The organism is Bulleidia sp. zg-1006, from assembly GCF_016812035.1.
Lineage (GTDB): Bacteria > Bacillota_I > Bacilli_A > Erysipelotrichales > Erysipelotrichaceae > Bulleidia.
In genome coordinates this window covers 1,492,075-1,512,073 of record NZ_CP069178.1, presented here as the reverse complement: position 1 = coordinate 1,512,073, position 19,999 = coordinate 1,492,075, and the positions used below count along the sequence as shown (strand labels likewise).

Here is a 19,999-nt window from a genome sequence, read left to right as displayed (position 1 = left end):
CTTTGAAATTTTGTAGGAAAACCCTTTGAAAAAACGTAGGGTTTTACCTAAAGTTAAGGAAATGATGGAGTGATTTATCATTTCCTTTTTATGTGATTACTTGATTTCTTAACCTTGTTAGTTAGTTTATCCGGTGAGTAGGATGTATACCCGTTATCTAAACTTAGTATCATAAGGGCATCTACCTCCGTGGTTTACTAAGCGTACATAGAAGGTGTGTACATCTTTATTATTCTTTTTAGATATTACCTCTTTACAGTATTCTACTTCATCATCCTTAAGAGCGATGATAGAACTGATTGAATCGTTAATCATAAATAAAAAACCTCCTTTCAGAATAAGATTCAATCTCATTCTAAAAAGGAGTTTTTAATTTTATACAACTAGACCCTATAAAATTTCAAATTGCCAAAATAAAAAATGTAATAATCAGTGATACCAAGCACAACCGGTGAAATCAGTTGTGCTTTTCATCTGTGGTTATGCTTAATTATGAAGTCAATACTTAGTCTATTTCTTTACACAAATAAATTTCTTTAAATGTAGAGAATAAATCCAAGTCTCTAAGTCTGGATAGCGATTTTCAAATGCCATGCGATATTGTTTTAGCTGAGCTTGGTAGCGTTGGATAAAGGCTTGTTCGTTTTCTAAATGGTCGGTTTTGTAGTCGATGATGATGGCTTTTTGTTCATTTGTTGCGATAAAGTCGATAATACCATGATACGATTGACCATCTTCTTCATAGTAATAAGGAAGCTCACGCTGAATTTTCATGGTTTTTAGAAGACTTTGAATCCAATCACTATTCTGGTAGAAAAGAATACTTTCTCTAGTAAAGAGTGGTAACTCATGATCGATTTCATCCAGTTTAACAGGATGATTTGGCAGCGTTTCCAGATAAGCGTGAACTTTAGTTCCAAAGGATTGACCGGTCTTATTCTTTTTCTTAAAGTTAAGTGGCTTTAATTGCATTGCATGATGGCTTGGAGAATCTTGTTTTGCAATAGAAAAAAGATTTTCGGGATAAGAGGGTAATTTTTGTACAAAAGGATAGTCTTGTGAAGAGGTGTATTCTTGTCTATTGCCTAGTTCTTTAATTTCTTGACATTTATATAAAGAAGGAGGTAGTTGGCTTAAAGCCGCTTGAACCAATGTTCCTAAATTACAGTGATTTAGAATGAAGTTTCTTGTTAAAGAGCCTTCTTTTTTGGATAGTGGAGCGACTAAATACAGCCTTTCTTCTGCTCGTGTAACTGCCACATAGGATAACCGTAAGAACTCCTCTCCAGCTTTACGGTGATTATCTTGTTGAATCATTCGTTTCACTAAAGAAGGATGATAGCTGTAATAGTCGTATTCATGGTAGTCCAAACCAATACCATATTGACTAGAAACCTCGACAGGACCGTTGCCGGAATGATTTTGATCACATTTGTATAAGAAAACCACTTTGTATTGAAGTCCCTTGGAATGATGGATTGTTTCTACTTTGACGAGATTTTCTTCTTCCAAATGAGCGTTGGATTCAGTGGAATATTCTTCTTCACTTCTTTCTAACCAATGTAAAAAATCATAAGGTGCAAGCACTTCTTCTTGAACAATCTTATCCAATAAATAATCAAAATTTGTTTTTTGTTGAGCGGAAAGGCGCTGATAGAAATCATTTTCCGTAGAAAGAGCTTGTAAGAAAACCAGGCTTCCTTCTTGAAGAAAGAGTTTCTTTAGAGCTTCTAAACGATTTTGGATAGCAATATGTGTGTCTAAGAAATATTGATTGAAACTAGAAGTAGTTGTTTCTCGGTTGTAGGATAAACGACTTTCCGCAAATTCTATATCCTGAACTTCAAATAGAGAAGATTGTAAAAGCGCAAATAAATGGATAGCATCGTGTTCATTGCAGAAATATTGAACAAAACTCATTATGGTTTGCACAACAGAGGATTTGAAAAATCCCTGTTTCTCATCAATGGAGTACGGAATATGAACTTCATCAAAGGCTTTACGAAGTTGAGCTTTGTCCGAATGACTTGGTGTTAATATACAAATATCCTTAAACGAATACCCTTTTTCCAATAAATGAAGGATTTCTTGACCAATCCAAGCGGCACTGAGAAATTTGTCTTTGGAATTGATTTGAATGATGTTGACAACAGAGGATTCTTTATCGTTGTCTTCTTGTTTGACTCTATTGCCAATGGTTACCTGATCCTCTTCGGCATAAGGGACAGAACTATTTTCGTAATTCATCAAGCTTCCAAAAAGGGCATTGGTGAATTGAACAATATGGTCTTTTGAGCGATAGTTATGTTCTAAGTGATAAACTTTGTCTTCATTAGCTTGCATAAGGCTAGCCATTAATTCCGGCTTCGCATTGCGAAATCCATAGATAGATTGCTTTAAATCCCCCACCCGGAAAAGATTATGACCATTAGAAATCATAGTTAAGATTTTATTTTGAAGCGCAGAGGTATCTTGAAATTCATCCACCATAATTTCAGCGTATTTTCTTTGAAGTTTTTTGGCTAAATAGCCATTGTTTTTCGCTAGGATTTCTAAAGAAAATAAAGCCATATCATGAAAGTCTAAAACATTGTTTTCGGCTTTGAGTTGTTGATAATTCAATTCCGTTGCTTGGCATAAAGACAATAAGTTTTGTGCTGTATCATGAAGATAGGGGGCTTCTTTCGCTAAGCGTTGTTCTTCCACTAAAGAATCTTCCAGGGCATTACGAATTTCAGTAAATTGTTTACTTAATTCACTAATTTCTTTTTTACGGAATTGGTATTTCGCTATTTGTTTTGTCATTCGAATCACGGTAGAATAATCGCGATTTTCTAACTCTTTTTGATAATCACAAACCACCCGCAAAAGATCGGCGATTTTTTTTGAAGTATTACTTGATTTTTCACTAATTAAGCAATCTTTCATTTGTTCTAAAATGGATTGTATGGAAGAGAGTTGTTCTTGCCAATAGGAAAAGAAATAATCCTGTAATTCACTAGGGAAATCTGAAAAATGAGTTAGTTTTGGATAAAAAGATAAGGCGTGATTCATCCATGCTTGATAATCAGAACTGGACTTAGCTTTATCGTTGATGGTATGCACAGATTTCTCTAAGGTTTGTGAATGGGAAAGAGGTTTTAATTCAAAATGCCTGGAAAGTTCTAGTGCTTTAGATGGATTTTGTTGATAAAAGGTAGAGAAGGCTTTTTCAAAAGCCAAATGTTGTAATTCTTTTTCTTGACCACCGGATAAAGTTTGTTTTAAACGAGCCGGGTTTAAACCAATGATGGAATAATATTGTTTCACTAAATTTAGACAAAAAGAGTCAATGGTGGATATTTCGGCTTTGGATAAGATAGCTAATTGGCGGTCAATCCATCCTTTTTCACTATCACTTATGTCTCTTAATTGATGAAGTTTACTGGCTAAACGGGATTTCATTTCCGCCGCCGCCGCTTTGGTGAAGGTAACGGCTAGAATTTGTTCTAAACTCACATGGTCTTGAACAACTCGTTGGGCTAATCTTTCTATTAACATATATGTTTTACCAGCCCCGGCAGAAGCGGACACAAGCACATTGGTGTTTCTTTCTTGAATGGCAAGACGTTGTTGATCCATGGTTGTCATTGCTTGTCCTCCTGTTGCTTTTCTAATAATTCAGACACTGAATCAGGAATGTGTGTTTCGGTGGCTCCATTTCTATAGGAACAAATTCTCTTATAGGAACAGAATGTACAATCCTGAGGTTTTCTTTCAATGGTGCCTTTCTTGAGTTGTTCATAAAAGTTCATTAACAAACGCAAAGTGACTTCATTGAAATCATCGTTGGTAATTTTAAAGCTTTTACTATTGAGTGTATTCTTGTTGTAATCAGAAAAATCATCATCTAATTTCCAACCACTAAGAGATTGATTATGAAGGAATGTAGGACGAAGAAAATCACCCTCGTAAACATCTTCTGCCTCTTTTTCCACGCTTCTTCGATTAAATTTATATTGAAGATAGTCTAATTTTTGTTTCTGAGGTGAAAGACTGAAATAATACGTAGCCCGAACTTTTTTATCTCCATCTTTTTCTAAAACTAATTTATAAGTCATGAGTTGAATTTGTTGACCAGATAAGTATTTGTATTTATCAATCCTATGTTCTGAAGATTTGTAGTCATATAGGTAGTAATCTTGGTTACGTTGATCTTGGTCAATACGGTCAATTTTACCGATTAGCTCTAAACCATCAAAAAGATTGATATGGAACTCCTGCTCACTGGCGATTGGCTTAATGAAATCATGTTTTTCTTCATATCCTTTTAAGTATTGTAAAGAGAAGTGAATGTTAGAAGCTAACTTATTTTCCATTAAATCAATGTCTTCAACATGGGATTTGTCTAACTCTTTCCAAAGCTCAAAATAAGGAGTCAATTGATGTTGGATATCTTCTAAGCTTAATTCATAATAATGACTTCCTTTTTGCTTAAAAGCCTTTTCTAAAATAGCATGGGTGATGATGCCGAGGTATAAACTATTGGGTTCAAAAGAACTTTGTTCTTGTATTTTTAAAAGACGACTTAAGAAGTATTGATAAGGACAACGATACCATTCTTCAATGGAACTGACGGAACCTTTCACCACCGGGTTTTGGGTAAACCATTCTTGCATAAAAGAAGGGGATAAGTTTTCTTCATGTTGATTGGTTTTTCTTGGTAGTAATTCCTTGGCTTTGATGATTTGGCTTTTCTTTGTGAATAAACTTTGAATGGCATAAGAAGCTTCTAGTTTTTTACCTTCATAATCCTTTTGGGAATAGGAGAAGTGAATTTGTTTACCGGAATGAAAGATCCAACTTAATTGTGAAAGGTAAGTTTCATAGCGTTCTTCATAGCTTGGATAAGAAAGTTGAGCGTAATAATCCTCATTGAAAATACCTGATTTATTAGGGATATTAGGATATGCATCACTATTCAAACCAATGATGTAAGAAAGTTCCGCCTGTAAAACAGGATGGCGTAAATCCGTTACCATGATTGGTCCAATTTCACTTGGTAAACAAAAGGATTTGAAGTGATCCAATAGTTCCAAAAAGAATGGCAAGTTGTCTTCATCCACTTGATCACCAATTTGATTTAAGAAGGATTCCAATGAAGAGGCAAGTTTTTGTTCCTGAAGGTTTTTAAGAAAGGGTAGGGTTATGAAAACATCATAGCTTTGTTTGAGTTTATCAACGATGGTACCGGCTTGTAAAAGAGTAGAAAGGTTTTCTTGAATAGCAAGATAAAAAGCATTGATTCGCTCTTGATAGCGAGCATAAGCTTTCGCTTCATCGGACCATAATTCTTCCATGCTTTGAATTGGTAATTTGGGGGATTCCGGTTCAACCTTGCTAAGATATTTTGATAATACATTTTGCTCGTCTTTGCTTAAAGAATGATGAAAGGCATTATTTTCAATTAAATCTAAGAAAGCCTTCACATCTTGTTGGTAAGCCACTAAGAATAAATCTTTAAAAATCCTTCCGACAAGGCTCGGTTGTTCTTGTTGATAAGCGGAAAAAGGAATGCCATAACGATGAAAGACTTGTTTTAAAATAGGAAATTGGGAAGAATATTGAGATAATACGATATTGACACTTCCTTTAAAAGAACAGATTTCTTGTGCCATCACTTCCATTTCTTGGCGAATATTTAAAGCGGTTCTTAAATCAGAAATAGTTTCTTGGAAAAAAGACCTAGAAGGTAGTTTCCCTTTTAATAAGTGACTATGGTAATCATCTTCTAAAACAATATCTTTTACTTCTAAAGAAGAAAGGTCTAATTGTTTATTTTGTTCAATTGCATTACGATAAGCATCCAATAAAGATGATTGTAAAACAAGACCAATCAGTTCTTTTAATTCTTTTTCAAGCTTGTCATTTTCCGGTAAGTCTTTTTTTTGAATACCAAAGGCAATGCAATCTTTCGCAAAGTGAATCACTTCTTGAACAAAAGAAGGGTATTGTAGCATACCTGCGTAGCTTGGGAATAAAGAAAAATCCGCTTTCCTTAATTCCGCTTGGATAGACCACATAAAAATGAGTGGGTCTTGGAAATCTTGGTTTAAGTAAGAAGAAAGTGGAGCGATTTGCACACCACTGACTAGACCATTTTTTTCTTTGAAATACCGGTGATAAAGTTGTTGCTGGAGAGGGGCATTGGCTACTATTTTTTTCATGATTTTATTTTACCATTTTTAAGGATAGGGTTTCACTAGATAAAGGTGGTTAAACATGTGAGCAGATTTATATCAATACACGAAGAGTATTATAATGATGATTTTTGTTTTTTGAGGTGAATTGACAATGTGCCAAGCAAATAATGTACGCCTATCAGCTACAAAAATAAAAAGTCACTGAAACCCTTTAAATAAAGGACTTCTGCGACCTTTTACTCTCTTGAAAGTGTTAAAGACAAGATTTTATTTATTGTAACATTTTCATCACCATTATGTGTCGCTAAGAAAACGATGATTTAAAATAGAAAAGTTGCTAATACCCAATGATTCCACCCTTCTTTTTTGATAAACGGTTTAATTTAACAAATATTAATTTAGAAACAATATAGTACATACCTGTCAAAACAAACAATATTCCCATTTCGTAAGGAATAGGTAATAAAGTTTCGTACCCAAATAGTAAACAGCGAATACTATCTAAGCCCCAAGTAAAAGGCATCCAAAGTCCTGCCAAGCGTAATCCAATGGGCATATTCACCAAAGGTACTAACATGCCACAAATAAATGGAGCTATATTCCCAATAAAAGAAACAAATTGATCACATTCTTTCCAAACTAACATTAGTCCCATCAATATCACCCCTAATGAATAACCTGAAAAGACAGAAATTAAGATAATCAATACACTAGCCAAGAAATCCAGCAAACTAATTTTAATAAAACTATATAAAATACTAAGCATAAATAACGGAAGAAAAGACACAATGGCACTTACAATACCATCAATTGACCATATAATCATTCGCTTATTCATACTTATCGGCAGCAATTGATTTTCATCATAGATACCTTGTTTCATTTCACTCCTTAATTGGAATGTAAACGACCAAAGGCACTCCACAAAACTCCAAATACTCAAAGCGACTAATAAATAAAAAGAATACTGTATGCCGGAAGAAAAGCCCCAAATAGCTTTATTGTCATTGAAAGTTAATGTTAAAGAAGGAAAGATAATCACGAAGATAGATAAAGTTTGAAGCCAAAAATTCACTTGATACCGCCATTGTGTCAAGAAGTTCGCTTTTACAATAGCCCATATTTTCACCATTGTTCAAAGTCCCCTCTCATTTTCATGCCATTTAAATTCTTATTGACAAAAAGAATTCCAATGATTAGCCATACCAGACTTACTAACACAAATAAACCAATCAAAATTGGACTAGCCATATACTCTATATCCATCACATGAATGGCATATGTTAATGGAATGAGATAGGAAACAAATCGGAGTGCAATAGGAAACTTTGTGATGGGAATCGTATACCCAGATAAAAATCCAAAGACATTTTGTAAAGTTGTATTTATGCCCTGCATCTTTTTAAACTTTAAAACAAAAGAAGAATATCCCACCGTAAAACAAAACAATCCTACGCTACCGATTATTAAAGTAATTAAAAACTTTACTATATTATCAACTGTTATTCCAAGAAACAGCCATGTGAGCACTAAGGTTATTCCTGTTACCAATAATTGACGAAGAACTAAATAAATATAGTAGAAAAACTGATAGGTGATAAAGTGCATGGGTGACATCAAGATCATACCTAGTACTCCCTCAATCTTTAAAGACTCAATGCCATAAGAAATACCATAGATTAGCTGCACTAACCACGACCATAGGAGCATACTTCCTAATACCCTTGTGGCCGCTCCGTAGTTTTGAGCTAATAAAACATACGGTGCCATCATAAAGAATGGATTAAAAATTAAATTTAAACTTCTCATCTTATAGCGAAAGTCATATAAATATTCCTTCTTGACTAGCCAGAACATAACTCTCCTTCTTTTATTGACAACTGCTTCCAATGGCTTGGAATATATCCCAATTGATGACTGACAACAATCACACATTTACCATTATTTACTTCATTTTCTAATATTTGCGTCAATAACTGACAACCGCTTTCATCTAAACCACTATAGGGTTCATCCAGGAATAAAACTTTGGGATTATGTAAGATAGCTCTGGCCAACATTAATCTCTTTTTCATACCTGTAGAATACGTTTCAATATATTTTTTATTATCTTCTAATTCTACTAATTTTAAAACTTCACCGACTCTTTCTTTTAATTTCTCAGCTTTCATACCATAGATAGAGCCCATCATTTCTAAATTTTCTCTTGCGGTCAATTTATAGTATAGTGTCCTCTCACTTGCAAACATATACCCGATTTGAGATTTGACCGTAGTACTTAAATGATCACTCTTTTCTGTGATGACAGTTACCTGTCCCGTATCCGGTAAGATTAAGCCCATCATCATTTTTAATAGTGTGCTTTTCCCACTACCATTCTCTCCACTAATGCAATATCCACCTGTAAAAAAAGAATAGGAAATTTCTTTTAAAACCGGCTGATTATCAAACCTCTTGGAACAACGTTCTAACTTTACATATTCCATTCGACAAGTTCCCCTTTTCTTTCCAAATAGTTTCCCATTGCTAAAATTAATCTATCGATAGAGGCGCTCAAATACTCTTTATTGCATTCCTTTTTGGTGCCTTGGATAAAAGCATTATAGGAACAACCCCCATTGCATAAAAATAAATACGGACAATTTTCACATTCCATATCCACATCCTTTTCACACCATTGGCTTTGCATTAAGGTATACATATACGGCTTTTCCAAAAAATCATCTTTGCTTATTAATTTAAACTTATCCATGCCTAATCCTGATATACATTTGTATAAGCTACCATCAGGTGAAACCATAATATCATTTTCAGATAATCGCATACATATAGGTGATGGCTTTAATTGGTTGATTTCACAGTTATTTTCAATTAAAAAATCTATCGCATCATAAACCACCTTAGCATACTCTTTTTCCTCCAAGATATTTTCATTTGTATATTTCGATTTAAATACCGGGTGGCATTCTCTTCCGACATTAAATATCATTCTTCCTGTCTTTATCTCAGATGGGAATTCCTCTAAAAGGAATGTAATCATCTCTATATAATCATTTAAATTTCCTTTATCTAAAACGCTATTAATAATTATGTTAATTTTTGTATGATTAAAAATAGTATGCAAATTTGCAATTATTGTTTTAAAACTTCCTACTTTGTTTTTCAGGTATCTTCTGGTATCATGTATTCTTTCAGTTCCATCTAGTGTTATCTGTATTTAGAAAATGGAAACTTAGTCAATAGTTCAATAGAATTTGCATCTAAATTAACCCCGTTAGTAACTGCACTATAGTAATCAATCGGCAAATTCCTATTTGTTGCTTCTGTTAATAAATTATTAACATAATTCAAGTTTAAGAAAGGTTCGCCTCCAAATAAAACAATTGTAGCACTTTGAAGACCACTTGCTTCTATTAGATTTTGCCAAATATCTACTCTTTCTTTAACACTTATTTCCTTTACATCTTTAAAAGTATTTTGTTGCATGCAATAAACACATCGAAGATTACATTTATAGCTTGATGCATCTGTAATTAACAGCTGATTTCTGCTATATTTGGATTTGTTTATAACATATTTAGATATCTTCTTTTCATCTATACTCTCATCGAAAATTACTAAGTTATCTTTTAAAAAAGTTAATATTTCTTCTTTTTTTAATAGTGTTCATATCTACGCCCCTCATAATTTCAAAGAAATTAATTTATTTGTTTCAGAATAACAGATATAAAAAACATTTTCAATATACTTTGTTTGATTTCATTTAGATTATGAATGTTCAGGGATAATTGAATCTATACTAATAAAGTAGACAAAAAGAAAGGAGTATTTCATGCCTAACAATCGTTATGATGAGGACTTTAAAAGTCCATCGTATCCCTTCATCAAAATGGCAAATCTCAATCACAGCTCAGCCGTGAGTACAGTATTTCCTTAAGTGCAATAAACATCAGTGTTGGAAGAGTGTATCGACTGATGCGTTCCATGGATTTACCTAAATTGTCTACAGACAAACCTATAAGACATCACCATATTAAGGTATCTGGCAAATGGTGCTATCTTTGTATTGCCATGGGATCTGTTTTCAAGGAAAATCATCGGCGGGCATATATCATCAAAACATGATGTAAATTTAACCATGACTGCATTTCATAAAGCATATAGTAAACGAAATATTCAATATGGATTGATTTTTCATTCTGGTGTAATCGGTTATATGACACCCAATGAGTATAAAGCTGAATTATTTTCTATAAATTTGTGCCTACTATATTGACTGTATTGCAATACAGATTCTCTTAAGAAGATAATAGAAAACAAAGTTAAGGATAAGTATTTGTATGAAGTGTTTGATAAGTATCATGAAATGCCATTAGAGACGACAGACTGGTATGATAGGATGATAAAAGAGGCTACTGAGGGGTATAAAGCATAATATTTATGTTTTAGGAGAAATAAAGAAAGCAAATAATATACGCCTATCAGCCACAAAAATAAAAAGTCATTAAAAGCCTTTAAATAAAGGACTTCTGCGACTTTTTACTCTCTTGAAAGTGTTAAAGACAAGATACAGGATATTAACAAAAATATTGTTATTTTCTAATCAATTCTAATTCTCTTGCTTGTTTTGCCCTCTCTATTTTGGTATAAATTGATTTATAATGTGTTGGTCAATGCTGATAGGGGGAATCATGTTTAAAATTTATGGTAGTGAAATGTGTTCGGATTGTGTGGCGTGTAAAGAAAACTTTGATTACTATGGTGTGAAATATGAATTTTTGGATATTAACACTTCTTTGAAAACCCTAAAAGAATTTTTGATTTTAAGAGATAAAGAAGCCGTCTTTGATCATTTAAAAGCTATTCATGATATTGGCTTACCGGCTTTGGTGAGAGAAGATGGAACTGTTTTTACTGATTGGGAAGCTTACTTACAAGAAATGGGAAAAGAAGTCATTTGGAGTCATAGGAGTGAATCTTGTTCTTTGGACCATAAGGGTTGTTAGTATGGACATAGTATTTCTAACCAAAAGAAAATACTTGAAGAATATGCAATTAAAAATGATTAAGATAATATCATTCACTTTACAGATGATGGTACAAGTGGAACAAGATTTGATAGACCCGGTTTTACATTAATGATGGAACAAGTCAATATAGGAAATATTGGAACAGTTATTGTAAAAGATATAGTATATAACGAATACTTAAATAGTCCTTGTAATCTTTTGAATGATATGTTCGATGAAATGTTAATATAACCGATAATGAAACTTGAGAAAACTCAAGTTTTTGTTATAATTAAGCAAGATAAAAAGGTAAGAGAGGATAGTATGAACATATCGTATGAGCCGTTATGGAATCTTTTGAAATCAAGAAATATGAAGAAAAAAGATTTATTAGAAAAAGCAAGTTTAACATCAAATTGCATAGCAAATATGGGTAAGAATGAGTATATATCTTTAAAGAATATTGCAAAGATTTGCTTGGCTTTAGATTGTAAAGTTGAAGATGTACTATGTGTTATAAATGAGGAAAAATATGAAAAATTTACCATATGATGATTCCAGTATAAAAGATATTTTTAGATATTCTAATGAACTTATTGGGTTAAGTTTTGCTGATGTATTAAGTAAAGTATTTTCTGATGTATTATTAGATGAAAAAATTGAGTATTATAATAATCCTAGAAGTAAAGGAAATTTAGGAAATTTATTAGAGGAACATTATTATTTATATAAACCTAACAGTGATTCGACCCCCGATTTTTATAAGGTTGGTATGGAACTTAAAGCTACACCATATGAAAAAACAACTAAAGGTATAAAAGCAGGTGAACGACTTGTTATCACAATGATACCAAATGATAAACCCATTGATATCGAGTTTAAAGGCTCACATTTGGAAAATAAAATAAAGCTTATTCTAATGATTTGGTATCATAGAATTAAAACTGAACCTAGAACGAATCACAGTATAGATTATGTAAATTTATATGATATTTATAGCGAAATATGTTCTAAAGATTTAGAAATAATTCTTGAAGATTATAAAACAATTGTGGAGAAAGTTATAAGTGGAAATGCTCATAAAATATCTGAAGGGGATACAAAATATTTAGGTGCTTGTACAAAAGGGACGACTGCAAGTAAAAGTTTGCAACCACAATTTTATAATAGAAATATACTTGCAAAAAGAAGAGCATTTTCTTTGAAACAGTCTTATATGACATATATTTTAAACAATTATGTTAATACTGGATTGATGAATTATGATTCTATTTTTGATAAGGACGAACTATTAGGAAATAACTTTGACGAAAAAGTAATAGAAAAAATAAATAAGTTTGTTGGTAAAACCGAAAAAGAATTATATAAACAATTTGATATTAATTTTACAACAAATTCAAAACAGATAAACAGAACTCTTGTATATAGAATGTTAGGTGTAAATACAGAGAATGCGGAAGAATTTGAAAAAGCTAATATTGTTATCAAAACAGTAAGAGCTCAAAAAAATAGAAAACCAAAAGAAAGTATGTCATTTCCCAAAATTAAAATTAAAGATTTTATAAATCAAGATTTTTACGATTCATTAGAATATGATTTTTTTGAAACAACAAGGTTTTTATTTGTTGTATTTCAAGATAGTGGTAATGGAGAATATATATTAAAAGGTGCAAGATTTTGGAATATGCCAATTGATGAACTAGAAACTATTGGCAAAAGTGAATGGGAAAGTTATAAAAACAAGTTTTTAACAGGAGTCAATTTTGAAATAAAAAAGGATAAGTCTGGCAAAGAAGTTGCTTATAATGATTTACCAAATAAAAGTGAAACAACGATTTTTCATTTAAGACCACACTCTTCAAAAAGTGCATATTTAATAAAAGGGCGTAAATATGGCAATGGTGGTGATAGAGATATGGATACTCTACCTAATGGAGATAAGATGACTCATCAGTGCTTTTGGTTTAATAATGACTATATAGCAAAAATAATTAAACATTTATTAAAATAGGAGAAATTTATGGAATTAACCGTAGCAGAACTTTTTGCAGGAGTAGGTGGATTTAGAGTTGGACTTAATAAAATAAAAGAAGTTGATGAGAACGGTAAGGCAATAGAAAATGGTTTTTGGAAATTTGTCTGGGCGAATCAATTTGAACCATCAACAAAAATTCAACACGCATACGACTGTTATATTAAGAGATTTGGTGTAGAACATCATTCTAATGAAGATATAAATAAAGTAAATAAGACTGAAATACCAGATCATACCTTATTAGTTGGAGGGTTTCCGTGTCAAGATTATTCAGTTGCAAGGTCATTGAATAGTGAACAAGGTATTGAGGGTAAAAAAGGTGTTTTATTTTGGGATATAAGGGATATATTGATTGAAAAAGCCCCACCATTTGTCTTGTTAGAGAATGTAGATAGGTTGTTGAAATCTCCATCTACAAAACGGGGAAGAGATTTTGCGATTATGCTTAAAACTTTTGATGAATTAGGTTATGATGTCCAATGGAGAGTTATTAATGCAGGAGACTATTCGATGCCTCAAAAGAGAAGAAGAGTATTTATATTTGCATATAAGAAGAATACAAAATTTGCAAATAGTACTAAATTGAATTTATCATTATCTAATATTTTCAATTTTGAATTTAAAGTTACCTTGAAAGATAAAACTAGAAGCATTGATTTATCTGAGTATAATGATGTATTCGATATATCTAATAATTTTAAAGAGGGTAAATTTTTAGATACTGGAATAATGAAAGATGGGAAAGCCATTTTTTCTGATGTAGAAGCAATAGTTGAAGAAAAATATACACTAGAAGAAATTATAAGAAAAGCTAAAAACATAAATAATAGTTTAAATAATTATATAGTAAAAGATGATAAGTTGGAAAAGTTGAAATATCTAAAAGGATCAAAACGAATCGAAAGAGTAGCAAAAAATGGTCATTCCTATATTTACAGTGAGGGCACAATGGCATTTCCTGAAAAATTAGATGAACCAGCAAGAACTATGCTTACAAGCGAGGGTACAGTTAATAGATCATCTCATATTATTTACGATACAGAAATAAAAGAATATAGGGTTTTAACACCAATAGAATGTGAATTAATTCAGATGTTTCCAATTAATTGGACAAATACTATGACTGAAAAAAGAAGATATTTTATGATGGGTAATGCATTAGTTACTGGGATAATTTCAAGACTTGAAAGTAGGTTAAGAAAAATAGTTGAAAATGAATAGACAGTATTTAGAGATAACAAATTATGTTATCTCTTTTTTTATACAAGAAACGAGATTTAAAAATGGCAGATAGTTTTCATTTTTCCATAGACATTATTTCAAGGGGAAAAGTGCAGTCGCAAGTAAAATGTACCGACCCTCAAAAGTTAGACCAAAAATGATATGTACCCAGAATCATGGACACATATTTATGAACTGGATGGAACACATGGATGCTATCGCAACCAACATGATTAAAATACTCGACAACAATACTAAAACAGAGATTGATTAAAGTCTCTGTTTTAGTATTTTGCCTTATAGGTCTAACTCGTTCTTCTTTACCTGTGTTAATTCTCTATACAGTTTCTAACACTTTCAGTCTGTTCAACCTCTTTTCGTATGTCTATAATTTGAAAATGTAGACTATCTTTTTCTTTCTTCAAGGCTGTTACTTCCGATTTCTATTTAGATTTATTTAGGGTCTTGCTTTCACTTAAATATTCTTTGAGATATTTCTTCACACTTTCAAACAAAAGAATCTCTATGGTGGTATGCACATTGTAGAAATTATCTTGTTTGGCTTTTATAACCAATTCACTCCCTCTGTATCTTTTGATTGGAACAGGCGATTACCCGGTATTATACCAAGACGATTTTCATTTTAAAGAAGATATGATTCCTATTGGTGTAGAATTGTTTTTGTATAGATGGTGAAAAAAGGAAAAATACGTTAAAATATCAGCATGAACAAATTATATGAACGCCTTGGAGAATTGATTGCACTTGGAATTCTGTTTCGGATATTGATATCCGTTTTTAGTCCTATTTTATTTATTGTATTTATTGGAATAGCACTAGCTTTTTTAGGCAGTATCTTTAAAAGCGCTCAAAATGTGACAAGAAAAAAAGAATATCGACGTGAAAAAAAGTATTCCATTCAAGAATACGTACAATTAAATGATTATTTAACCCGATGGTTTCAACATGAAACAACTTTTTGGGTTGGTAATGGCTATCATCTTCAATTAAAAAACCGGGAATACCGAGGCTTAGATAGTTTGGATGTTTATGACGAAAATGGTTTCGTGGAACATTTTCAATCTTTTAAAAAGAGCCGTCCTGAAAAATATGCTTATATTCTTCAAGAATTGATGATTAAAGCGAAGAATGGTTCAAAAGATGAAAATATTATTGATGTACAAGTTACCAAGCATGAAGAAAAGAGGAATCATTTTGTAGAGGAAATAGATGATTTAAATGCATCGATTCAAGATAACGAAGTGAAGGAAGCTTTGTACAAAACAAGAGCTTTATTATTACAAATTGATGAACTGGAAAAGACCTTTCCGGAAAGTAAAGATAAGCTAAGAAAGTTATATGAATATTATCTTCCTTATTTAACCAATATTTTAGAAAAGTTTGCGAAGGTTCAAATTTTCAAGATAGATGATGATTACGATGGTTCTAAGAGTAAACTGATAAAAACCGTTTTCTTGGTGAATGAAGCGATGGAAAATATTATTTCTAACATGAATGATGAAGATTTCATGGAATTAAATGCGGATATGTCTACTTTAGAAGCAATCTTAAAGAAAGATGGCTTAACCAATGATGGAAGAATGGAGCCTTGGAAACATGAAGAATAGAACAGAAGAAAAGGAAAGACTTTGGAAAGAAGTTTTTGGCAAGAAAAGACCGTATGAAGAAAGTGAGCATATCCAAAAAACCTTGAAAGATAATCAAGAGGCTTTGGATCAATTGAACACTATTCTTCATAAACAAAACCAAGAAATTTATCAACAGAACCAAATGGAGTTGGAACAGTTGGAAAAGGACATTCAACAGGATTATGGTCGTAATGCCTTTCGTGAAGTTCAAAAGACCACAAATGAAATTGACTTTATTGAAATCAAGGAAGAGTTAAATGAAAAAGTACCTGGGCAAAAAGAAGCCTTAACCAAGCTGGTTCAAGCTATTCGTCGTCCTTTCTTACAGAAACAGGATGGTATTCAAAATATCATTGTACTGGCTGGTCCAAAGGGAGTTGGCAAACGGGAATCCTTAGTCACTTTATTGGATATTTTAAAGGAAAAATCTGTTTTTTTGTCCAATCGGTATAGTGAGTTAGATTTATCAAGATACCAAGATGGTTCTAATGAACAAGTCTTTTTACAGGATTTATACCAAGCCAATGAAGAGCGTGGTTCCTTTTTGGTTGTAGAAAAAGTAGAAGAAGCGGATTCTTATTATATCCGTCGTATGGAAGAGTATATAACGAATGGTTCTATTCAGTTAAATAAGCGCTATGTTTTAAAAGAGGGTGTCTTGGTGGAAAATCAATCCGGTCTTGTTAAAGAAAGTGTGGATCATTTAAATGCAACTAAAAAATACCTTGTTTTTATAACTGATTTATCGTTAAAGAAATTTCTTGAATTATGGAAACCGGAAGTACAAGCTAAGATGGTGGATTGTATTGAATATCAATCTTTAAGTAGTGAAGTATTAAAACAAGTTTTGGAACAATACAGCCAAGAAATTCAAGAACAAGCCCAAATCAATCTTGGTTTAAGCTTGACTTTCAGTGAAGAAAGCAAAGAATATATGTTGGCGCATTATAAACAAAAAGAAGGTAAAACAGGTTTAAAACAGTGGATTTCTATCTTCAGAAAGAAATTAGAAGACATGGCTTTACAACAGGAATTAAAAGAAAAAAAAGCAACTATCGAAGTCAAAGAGAAGCAGTTAGTGGTTAAGATGGATGAGTTGGAAACGGTTGTTTATGAACCGGTCAATGAACAAGAGGCTTTAGAACAAATTGAAAAATCATTTGAAACCATCATTGGTTTAGAAGAAGTGAAAGAAAAGATACGTTCTTATCAAGCTTTGTTCTTAGCTCAAAAAAGAAGAGAGGAACAAGGCTTACCGGTCAAACCAATTTCCATGCATATGTTGTTTATGGGCAATCCCGGAACAGGTAAGACCATGATTGCACGTTTATTAGCACAATATCTAAAGAATATCGGCTTATTACAAGAGGGGCAATTGGTTGAAGTAACACGTTCGGATTTAGTGGCGAAGTATGTTGGTCAAACCGCTCCTTTAACGAAGTCGGTTATTCAAAAAGCCAAGGGTGGTGTTCTCTTTATTGATGAGGCTTATTCTTTATATCGTGGGGAACAGGATTCTTTTGGTCTGGAGGCGATTGATACGATTGTTAAGAGTATGGAAGATAATCGTGGTGATTTGGTGGTCATTTTAGCCGGTTATGAGAAAGAAATGGAAGAATTCTTGACGGCAAATACAGGCTTAGCTTCTCGTTTTCCAAACCAATTTCATTTCCAAGACTATCAACCGGAGGAATTGGAAAAGATTGCGGTCTTAGAAGCCAAGAAACAAGGCTATCGTTGGGATAAGAAGGTTCAAAAAGAACTGGTGAAATACTTTATGTCCGTGGATACGAGTGGTAATGGTCGTTTTGCACGTAATTTAGTTGAAAAGGCCATTGTTAATCAAGCGACTCGTTTGTTGAAAGAAAAGGATGCTGTGGTGGATGAATTAGTCCTTGCGGATTTTTCCTTGAAATAGAAACAGTAGTATCACATGTTGAAAAAGCTATATTCATAGATAAAATATAGCTTTTTTAAGGAATTTCAGCTTACACTTGATGATAAAAATGAATTTTGAGTGATGGGTGAAATAATTAATATTTTCTTCAAAAAAGAAGCCCCAAACTATGTTATATTAATATACACAAGTCAGGGGGAAAAGGTGGCACAAAAGAAACAGAAATTAAAGGGGAGAAAAAGAATTGTCGGCATGGATGGATTGCGTGCTTTAGCCGTGCTTCTAATTCTTCTTTACCATGTTTTTCCAAAACAATTTCCTGGTGGTTTTGTTGGCGTGTCGTTATTCTTTGCGCTTTCCGGCTATTTAGTCGCATGGACTAGCTTTAAGTCCATCGAAGAAAAAAAGTTTTCTTTAAAGACCTACTACTTGAAGCGACTAAAGCGAATTTATCCGGCTTTATTACTGGTTGTTTTCTTTAGTGCCGGTATTTATTGGTTCATGGATTCAATGATTTTGGATGGTCGAAAAAAGGAAATCCTGTCCATCTTCTTTGGTTATAATAACTACTATCAAATTTCTCAAAATGCTGATTATTTTACGAGGTCGGTCAATGCTTCGCCTTATACGCATTTATGGGCAATTGCGATTGAGATGCAGTTTTATCTTTTATGGCCATTGTTTCTAAAGTTGTATCAATCCATTAAGAAAACGCAGTATAAAGATAAAGCAAATTATTTTTGGTTGGCAGTGGCTTTACTGAGTTTTATAACCATTCAATTTACTTATCAGGCAAGTAATGTGATGCCTGCTTATTATGGTTCTATTAGTCGAGCATCGGCTTTATTCTTAGGTGTTTCTTTAGCTTGTTGGCAGTGGTATGGTGATTACCGAGAAAAGTTCTTGTTGGAACCTGGATTATATGGATCTACCTTGGTGTTTATCTTTGCTTTAATGATATTTTTTATGGGTGGTCAAAGTGTTTGGACTTATCGAGTGGGACTATTGGTTAGCTCCATTATTTCGGTTGAATTCATTCGTTTGGTTACAAGTCAAGTTTCTGGAATTGGCAGGTATTTGGATATTCCTATTTTAAAATGGATAGCGAATTGTAGTTATGAAGTGTATTTATGGCAATATCCAATCCTATTTTTCTTCCAATTTCAACACTTGGATCAAATTACGGGAATGGGAATTCTCATCATTGCTATTATTTTGGTATTTGCGCATTATTCCCATGGATTTTTAGAAGATGTAAGCTATATTTTGCTTGGAAAGGGGAAAAACAGTCATGAAAAAGCCTAATAAGGAACAAGTGAAATTTACAGTTTGGTTGATGGTCATGGTTGTTCTTATGGTTGGCGTTTTTGCGGTGTTTACAGCAACGAATAAAAAGGAAGAAGATGCGAAAACTTTGAAAAATAACCTTAATCAACAAGAAGAAGCCTTAAAGGAAAAAAAGGCTACGGTGGAAACTCAAGATGGTAAAGTCCATGCTTCACAAGCTTACAGTGACCTTAGTGCAAAAGGACAAGCGGATTTGAAGTCCATTACTTTCATTGGTGATTCGGTTATGCTTGGCTCTTCAGCAACCTTACAATCAACTTTTCCCGATGCTACAATCGATGCTAAAGAATCGCGTCAGATTTGGGATGCCACAAAGATTTTCAAAGCTTTAGAAAGCAAAGGAACTCTTGGTAAAACGGTTGTGATTGGTTTAGGAACAAATAGCCCTTTCTCCTTGGATTTAGGTCAAAAAGTCGTTGATTCACTTGGTAAAAACCGTAAAATTTACTGGATTAATGTTCATGGACCGATGAATTGGACAGATAAATCCAACGCTTCGATTCAAGCGGTTGTGGATAAAAATAGTCATGTGAAATTAATTGACTGGCACTCTTATGCTAAAAATCACAAGGAATGGTTTTATGTGGATGGTATTCATTTAAAGCCACAAGGGGCTAAAGAATATGCGAATTTCATACTAAAGAGTCTTTCATAAGGCT

General features: G+C 32.8%; 16 protein-coding genes and 1 pseudogene. 9 read left to right on the top strand and 8 right to left on the bottom strand.

Annotated features, from left to right (window positions below):
• Nucleotides 1–153: 153 nt before the first annotated feature.
• The 8 genes from JOS54_RS07675 to JOS54_RS07640 form a co-directional block, all read right to left on the bottom strand.
• On the bottom strand, nt 154–315 hold the full coding sequence (locus JOS54_RS07675; protein ID WP_203244948.1) for a hypothetical protein: 162 nt from the start codon (nt 313–315) through the stop codon (nt 154–156).
• A 195-nt stretch (nt 316–510) separates the two neighbouring features.
• Entirely contained in the window at nt 511–3,630 is a 3,120-nt protein-coding gene (locus JOS54_RS07670) for an exodeoxyribonuclease V subunit beta (RefSeq protein WP_203245000.1), read from the bottom strand.
• Entirely contained in the window at nt 3,627–6,206 is a 2,580-nt protein-coding gene (locus tag JOS54_RS07665) for a PD-(D/E)XK nuclease family protein (protein WP_203244999.1), read from the bottom strand. The genes JOS54_RS07670 and JOS54_RS07665 overlap by 4 nt, the downstream gene beginning before the upstream one ends.
• 313 nt (nt 6,207–6,519) lie before the next feature.
• Nucleotides 6,520–7,314 carry an ABC transporter permease gene (locus JOS54_RS07660; RefSeq protein WP_203244998.1) on the bottom strand — a complete coding sequence of 265 codons (795 nt, stop codon included), beginning with the start codon at nt 7,312–7,314 and terminating at the stop codon, nt 6,520–6,522.
• Nucleotides 7,308–8,039 carry an ABC transporter permease gene (locus JOS54_RS07655; protein WP_203244997.1) on the bottom strand — a complete coding sequence of 244 codons (732 nt, stop codon included), beginning with the start codon at nt 8,037–8,039 and terminating at the stop codon, nt 7,308–7,310. The genes JOS54_RS07660 and JOS54_RS07655 overlap by 7 nt, the downstream gene beginning before the upstream one ends.
• Nucleotides 8,027–8,668 carry an ABC transporter ATP-binding protein gene (locus JOS54_RS07650; RefSeq protein WP_203244996.1) on the bottom strand — a complete coding sequence of 214 codons (642 nt, stop codon included), beginning with the start codon at nt 8,666–8,668 and terminating at the stop codon, nt 8,027–8,029. The genes JOS54_RS07655 and JOS54_RS07650 overlap by 13 nt, the downstream gene beginning before the upstream one ends.
• Entirely contained in the window at nt 8,656–9,222 is a 567-nt protein-coding gene (locus tag JOS54_RS07645) for an SPASM domain-containing protein (protein WP_203244995.1), read from the bottom strand. The genes JOS54_RS07650 and JOS54_RS07645 overlap by 13 nt, the downstream gene beginning before the upstream one ends.
• Nucleotides 9,223–9,389: 167 nt before the next feature.
• On the bottom strand, nt 9,390–9,716 hold the full coding sequence (locus JOS54_RS07640) for a radical SAM protein (protein ID WP_255520681.1): 327 nt from the start codon (nt 9,714–9,716) through the stop codon (nt 9,390–9,392).
• Between the two features lie 1,157 nt (nt 9,717–10,873).
• Here JOS54_RS07640 and JOS54_RS07635 point away from each other — a divergent pair.
• The 9 genes and pseudogenes from JOS54_RS07635 (at nt 10,874) to JOS54_RS07595 (ending at nt 19,995) form a co-directional block, all read left to right on the top strand.
• Nucleotides 10,874–11,188 carry a glutaredoxin domain-containing protein gene (locus JOS54_RS07635; protein WP_203244993.1) on the top strand — a complete coding sequence of 105 codons (315 nt, stop codon included), beginning with the start codon at nt 10,874–10,876 and terminating at the stop codon, nt 11,186–11,188.
• Between the two features lie 6 nt (nt 11,189–11,194).
• A pseudogene (locus tag JOS54_RS07630) lies at nt 11,195–11,374 on the top strand (recombinase family protein); the annotation flags it as partial.
• Nucleotides 11,375–11,449: 75 nt separating this feature from the next.
• Nucleotides 11,450–11,743, top strand: a complete 294-nt coding sequence (locus tag JOS54_RS07625) for a helix-turn-helix transcriptional regulator (protein ID WP_238928353.1) — start codon at nt 11,450–11,452, stop codon at nt 11,741–11,743.
• On the top strand, nt 11,724–13,202 hold the full coding sequence (locus tag JOS54_RS07620) for a Sau3AI family type II restriction endonuclease (protein ID WP_203244992.1): 1,479 nt from the start codon (nt 11,724–11,726) through the stop codon (nt 13,200–13,202). Before JOS54_RS07625 ends, JOS54_RS07620 begins: the two co-directional genes overlap by 20 nt.
• Nucleotides 13,203–13,211: 9 nt before the next feature.
• Nucleotides 13,212–14,447: a DNA (cytosine-5-)-methyltransferase gene (gene dcm / locus JOS54_RS07615; protein ID WP_203244991.1), complete on the top strand. Its 1,236-nt coding sequence runs from the start codon at nt 13,212–13,214 to the stop codon at nt 14,445–14,447.
• Nucleotides 14,448–15,172: 725 nt separating this feature from the next.
• Complete coding sequence (locus JOS54_RS07610) at nt 15,173–16,075, top strand: hypothetical protein (protein ID WP_203244990.1); 903 nt, start codon at nt 15,173–15,175, stop codon at nt 16,073–16,075.
• Nucleotides 16,065–18,014 (top strand): AAA family ATPase, encoded by a 1,950-nt coding sequence (locus JOS54_RS07605; RefSeq protein ID WP_203244989.1) that lies wholly within the window; start codon nt 16,065–16,067, stop codon nt 18,012–18,014. Before JOS54_RS07610 ends, JOS54_RS07605 begins: the two co-directional genes overlap by 11 nt.
• A 183-nt stretch (nt 18,015–18,197) precedes the next feature.
• Nucleotides 18,198–19,298: an acyltransferase gene (locus JOS54_RS07600; RefSeq protein ID WP_203244988.1), complete on the top strand. Its 1,101-nt coding sequence runs from the start codon at nt 18,198–18,200 to the stop codon at nt 19,296–19,298.
• Complete coding sequence (locus JOS54_RS07595) at nt 19,285–19,995, top strand: hypothetical protein (protein WP_203244987.1); 711 nt, start codon at nt 19,285–19,287, stop codon at nt 19,993–19,995. The genes JOS54_RS07600 and JOS54_RS07595 overlap by 14 nt, the downstream gene beginning before the upstream one ends.
• Nucleotides 19,996–19,999: the final 4 nt, after the last annotated feature.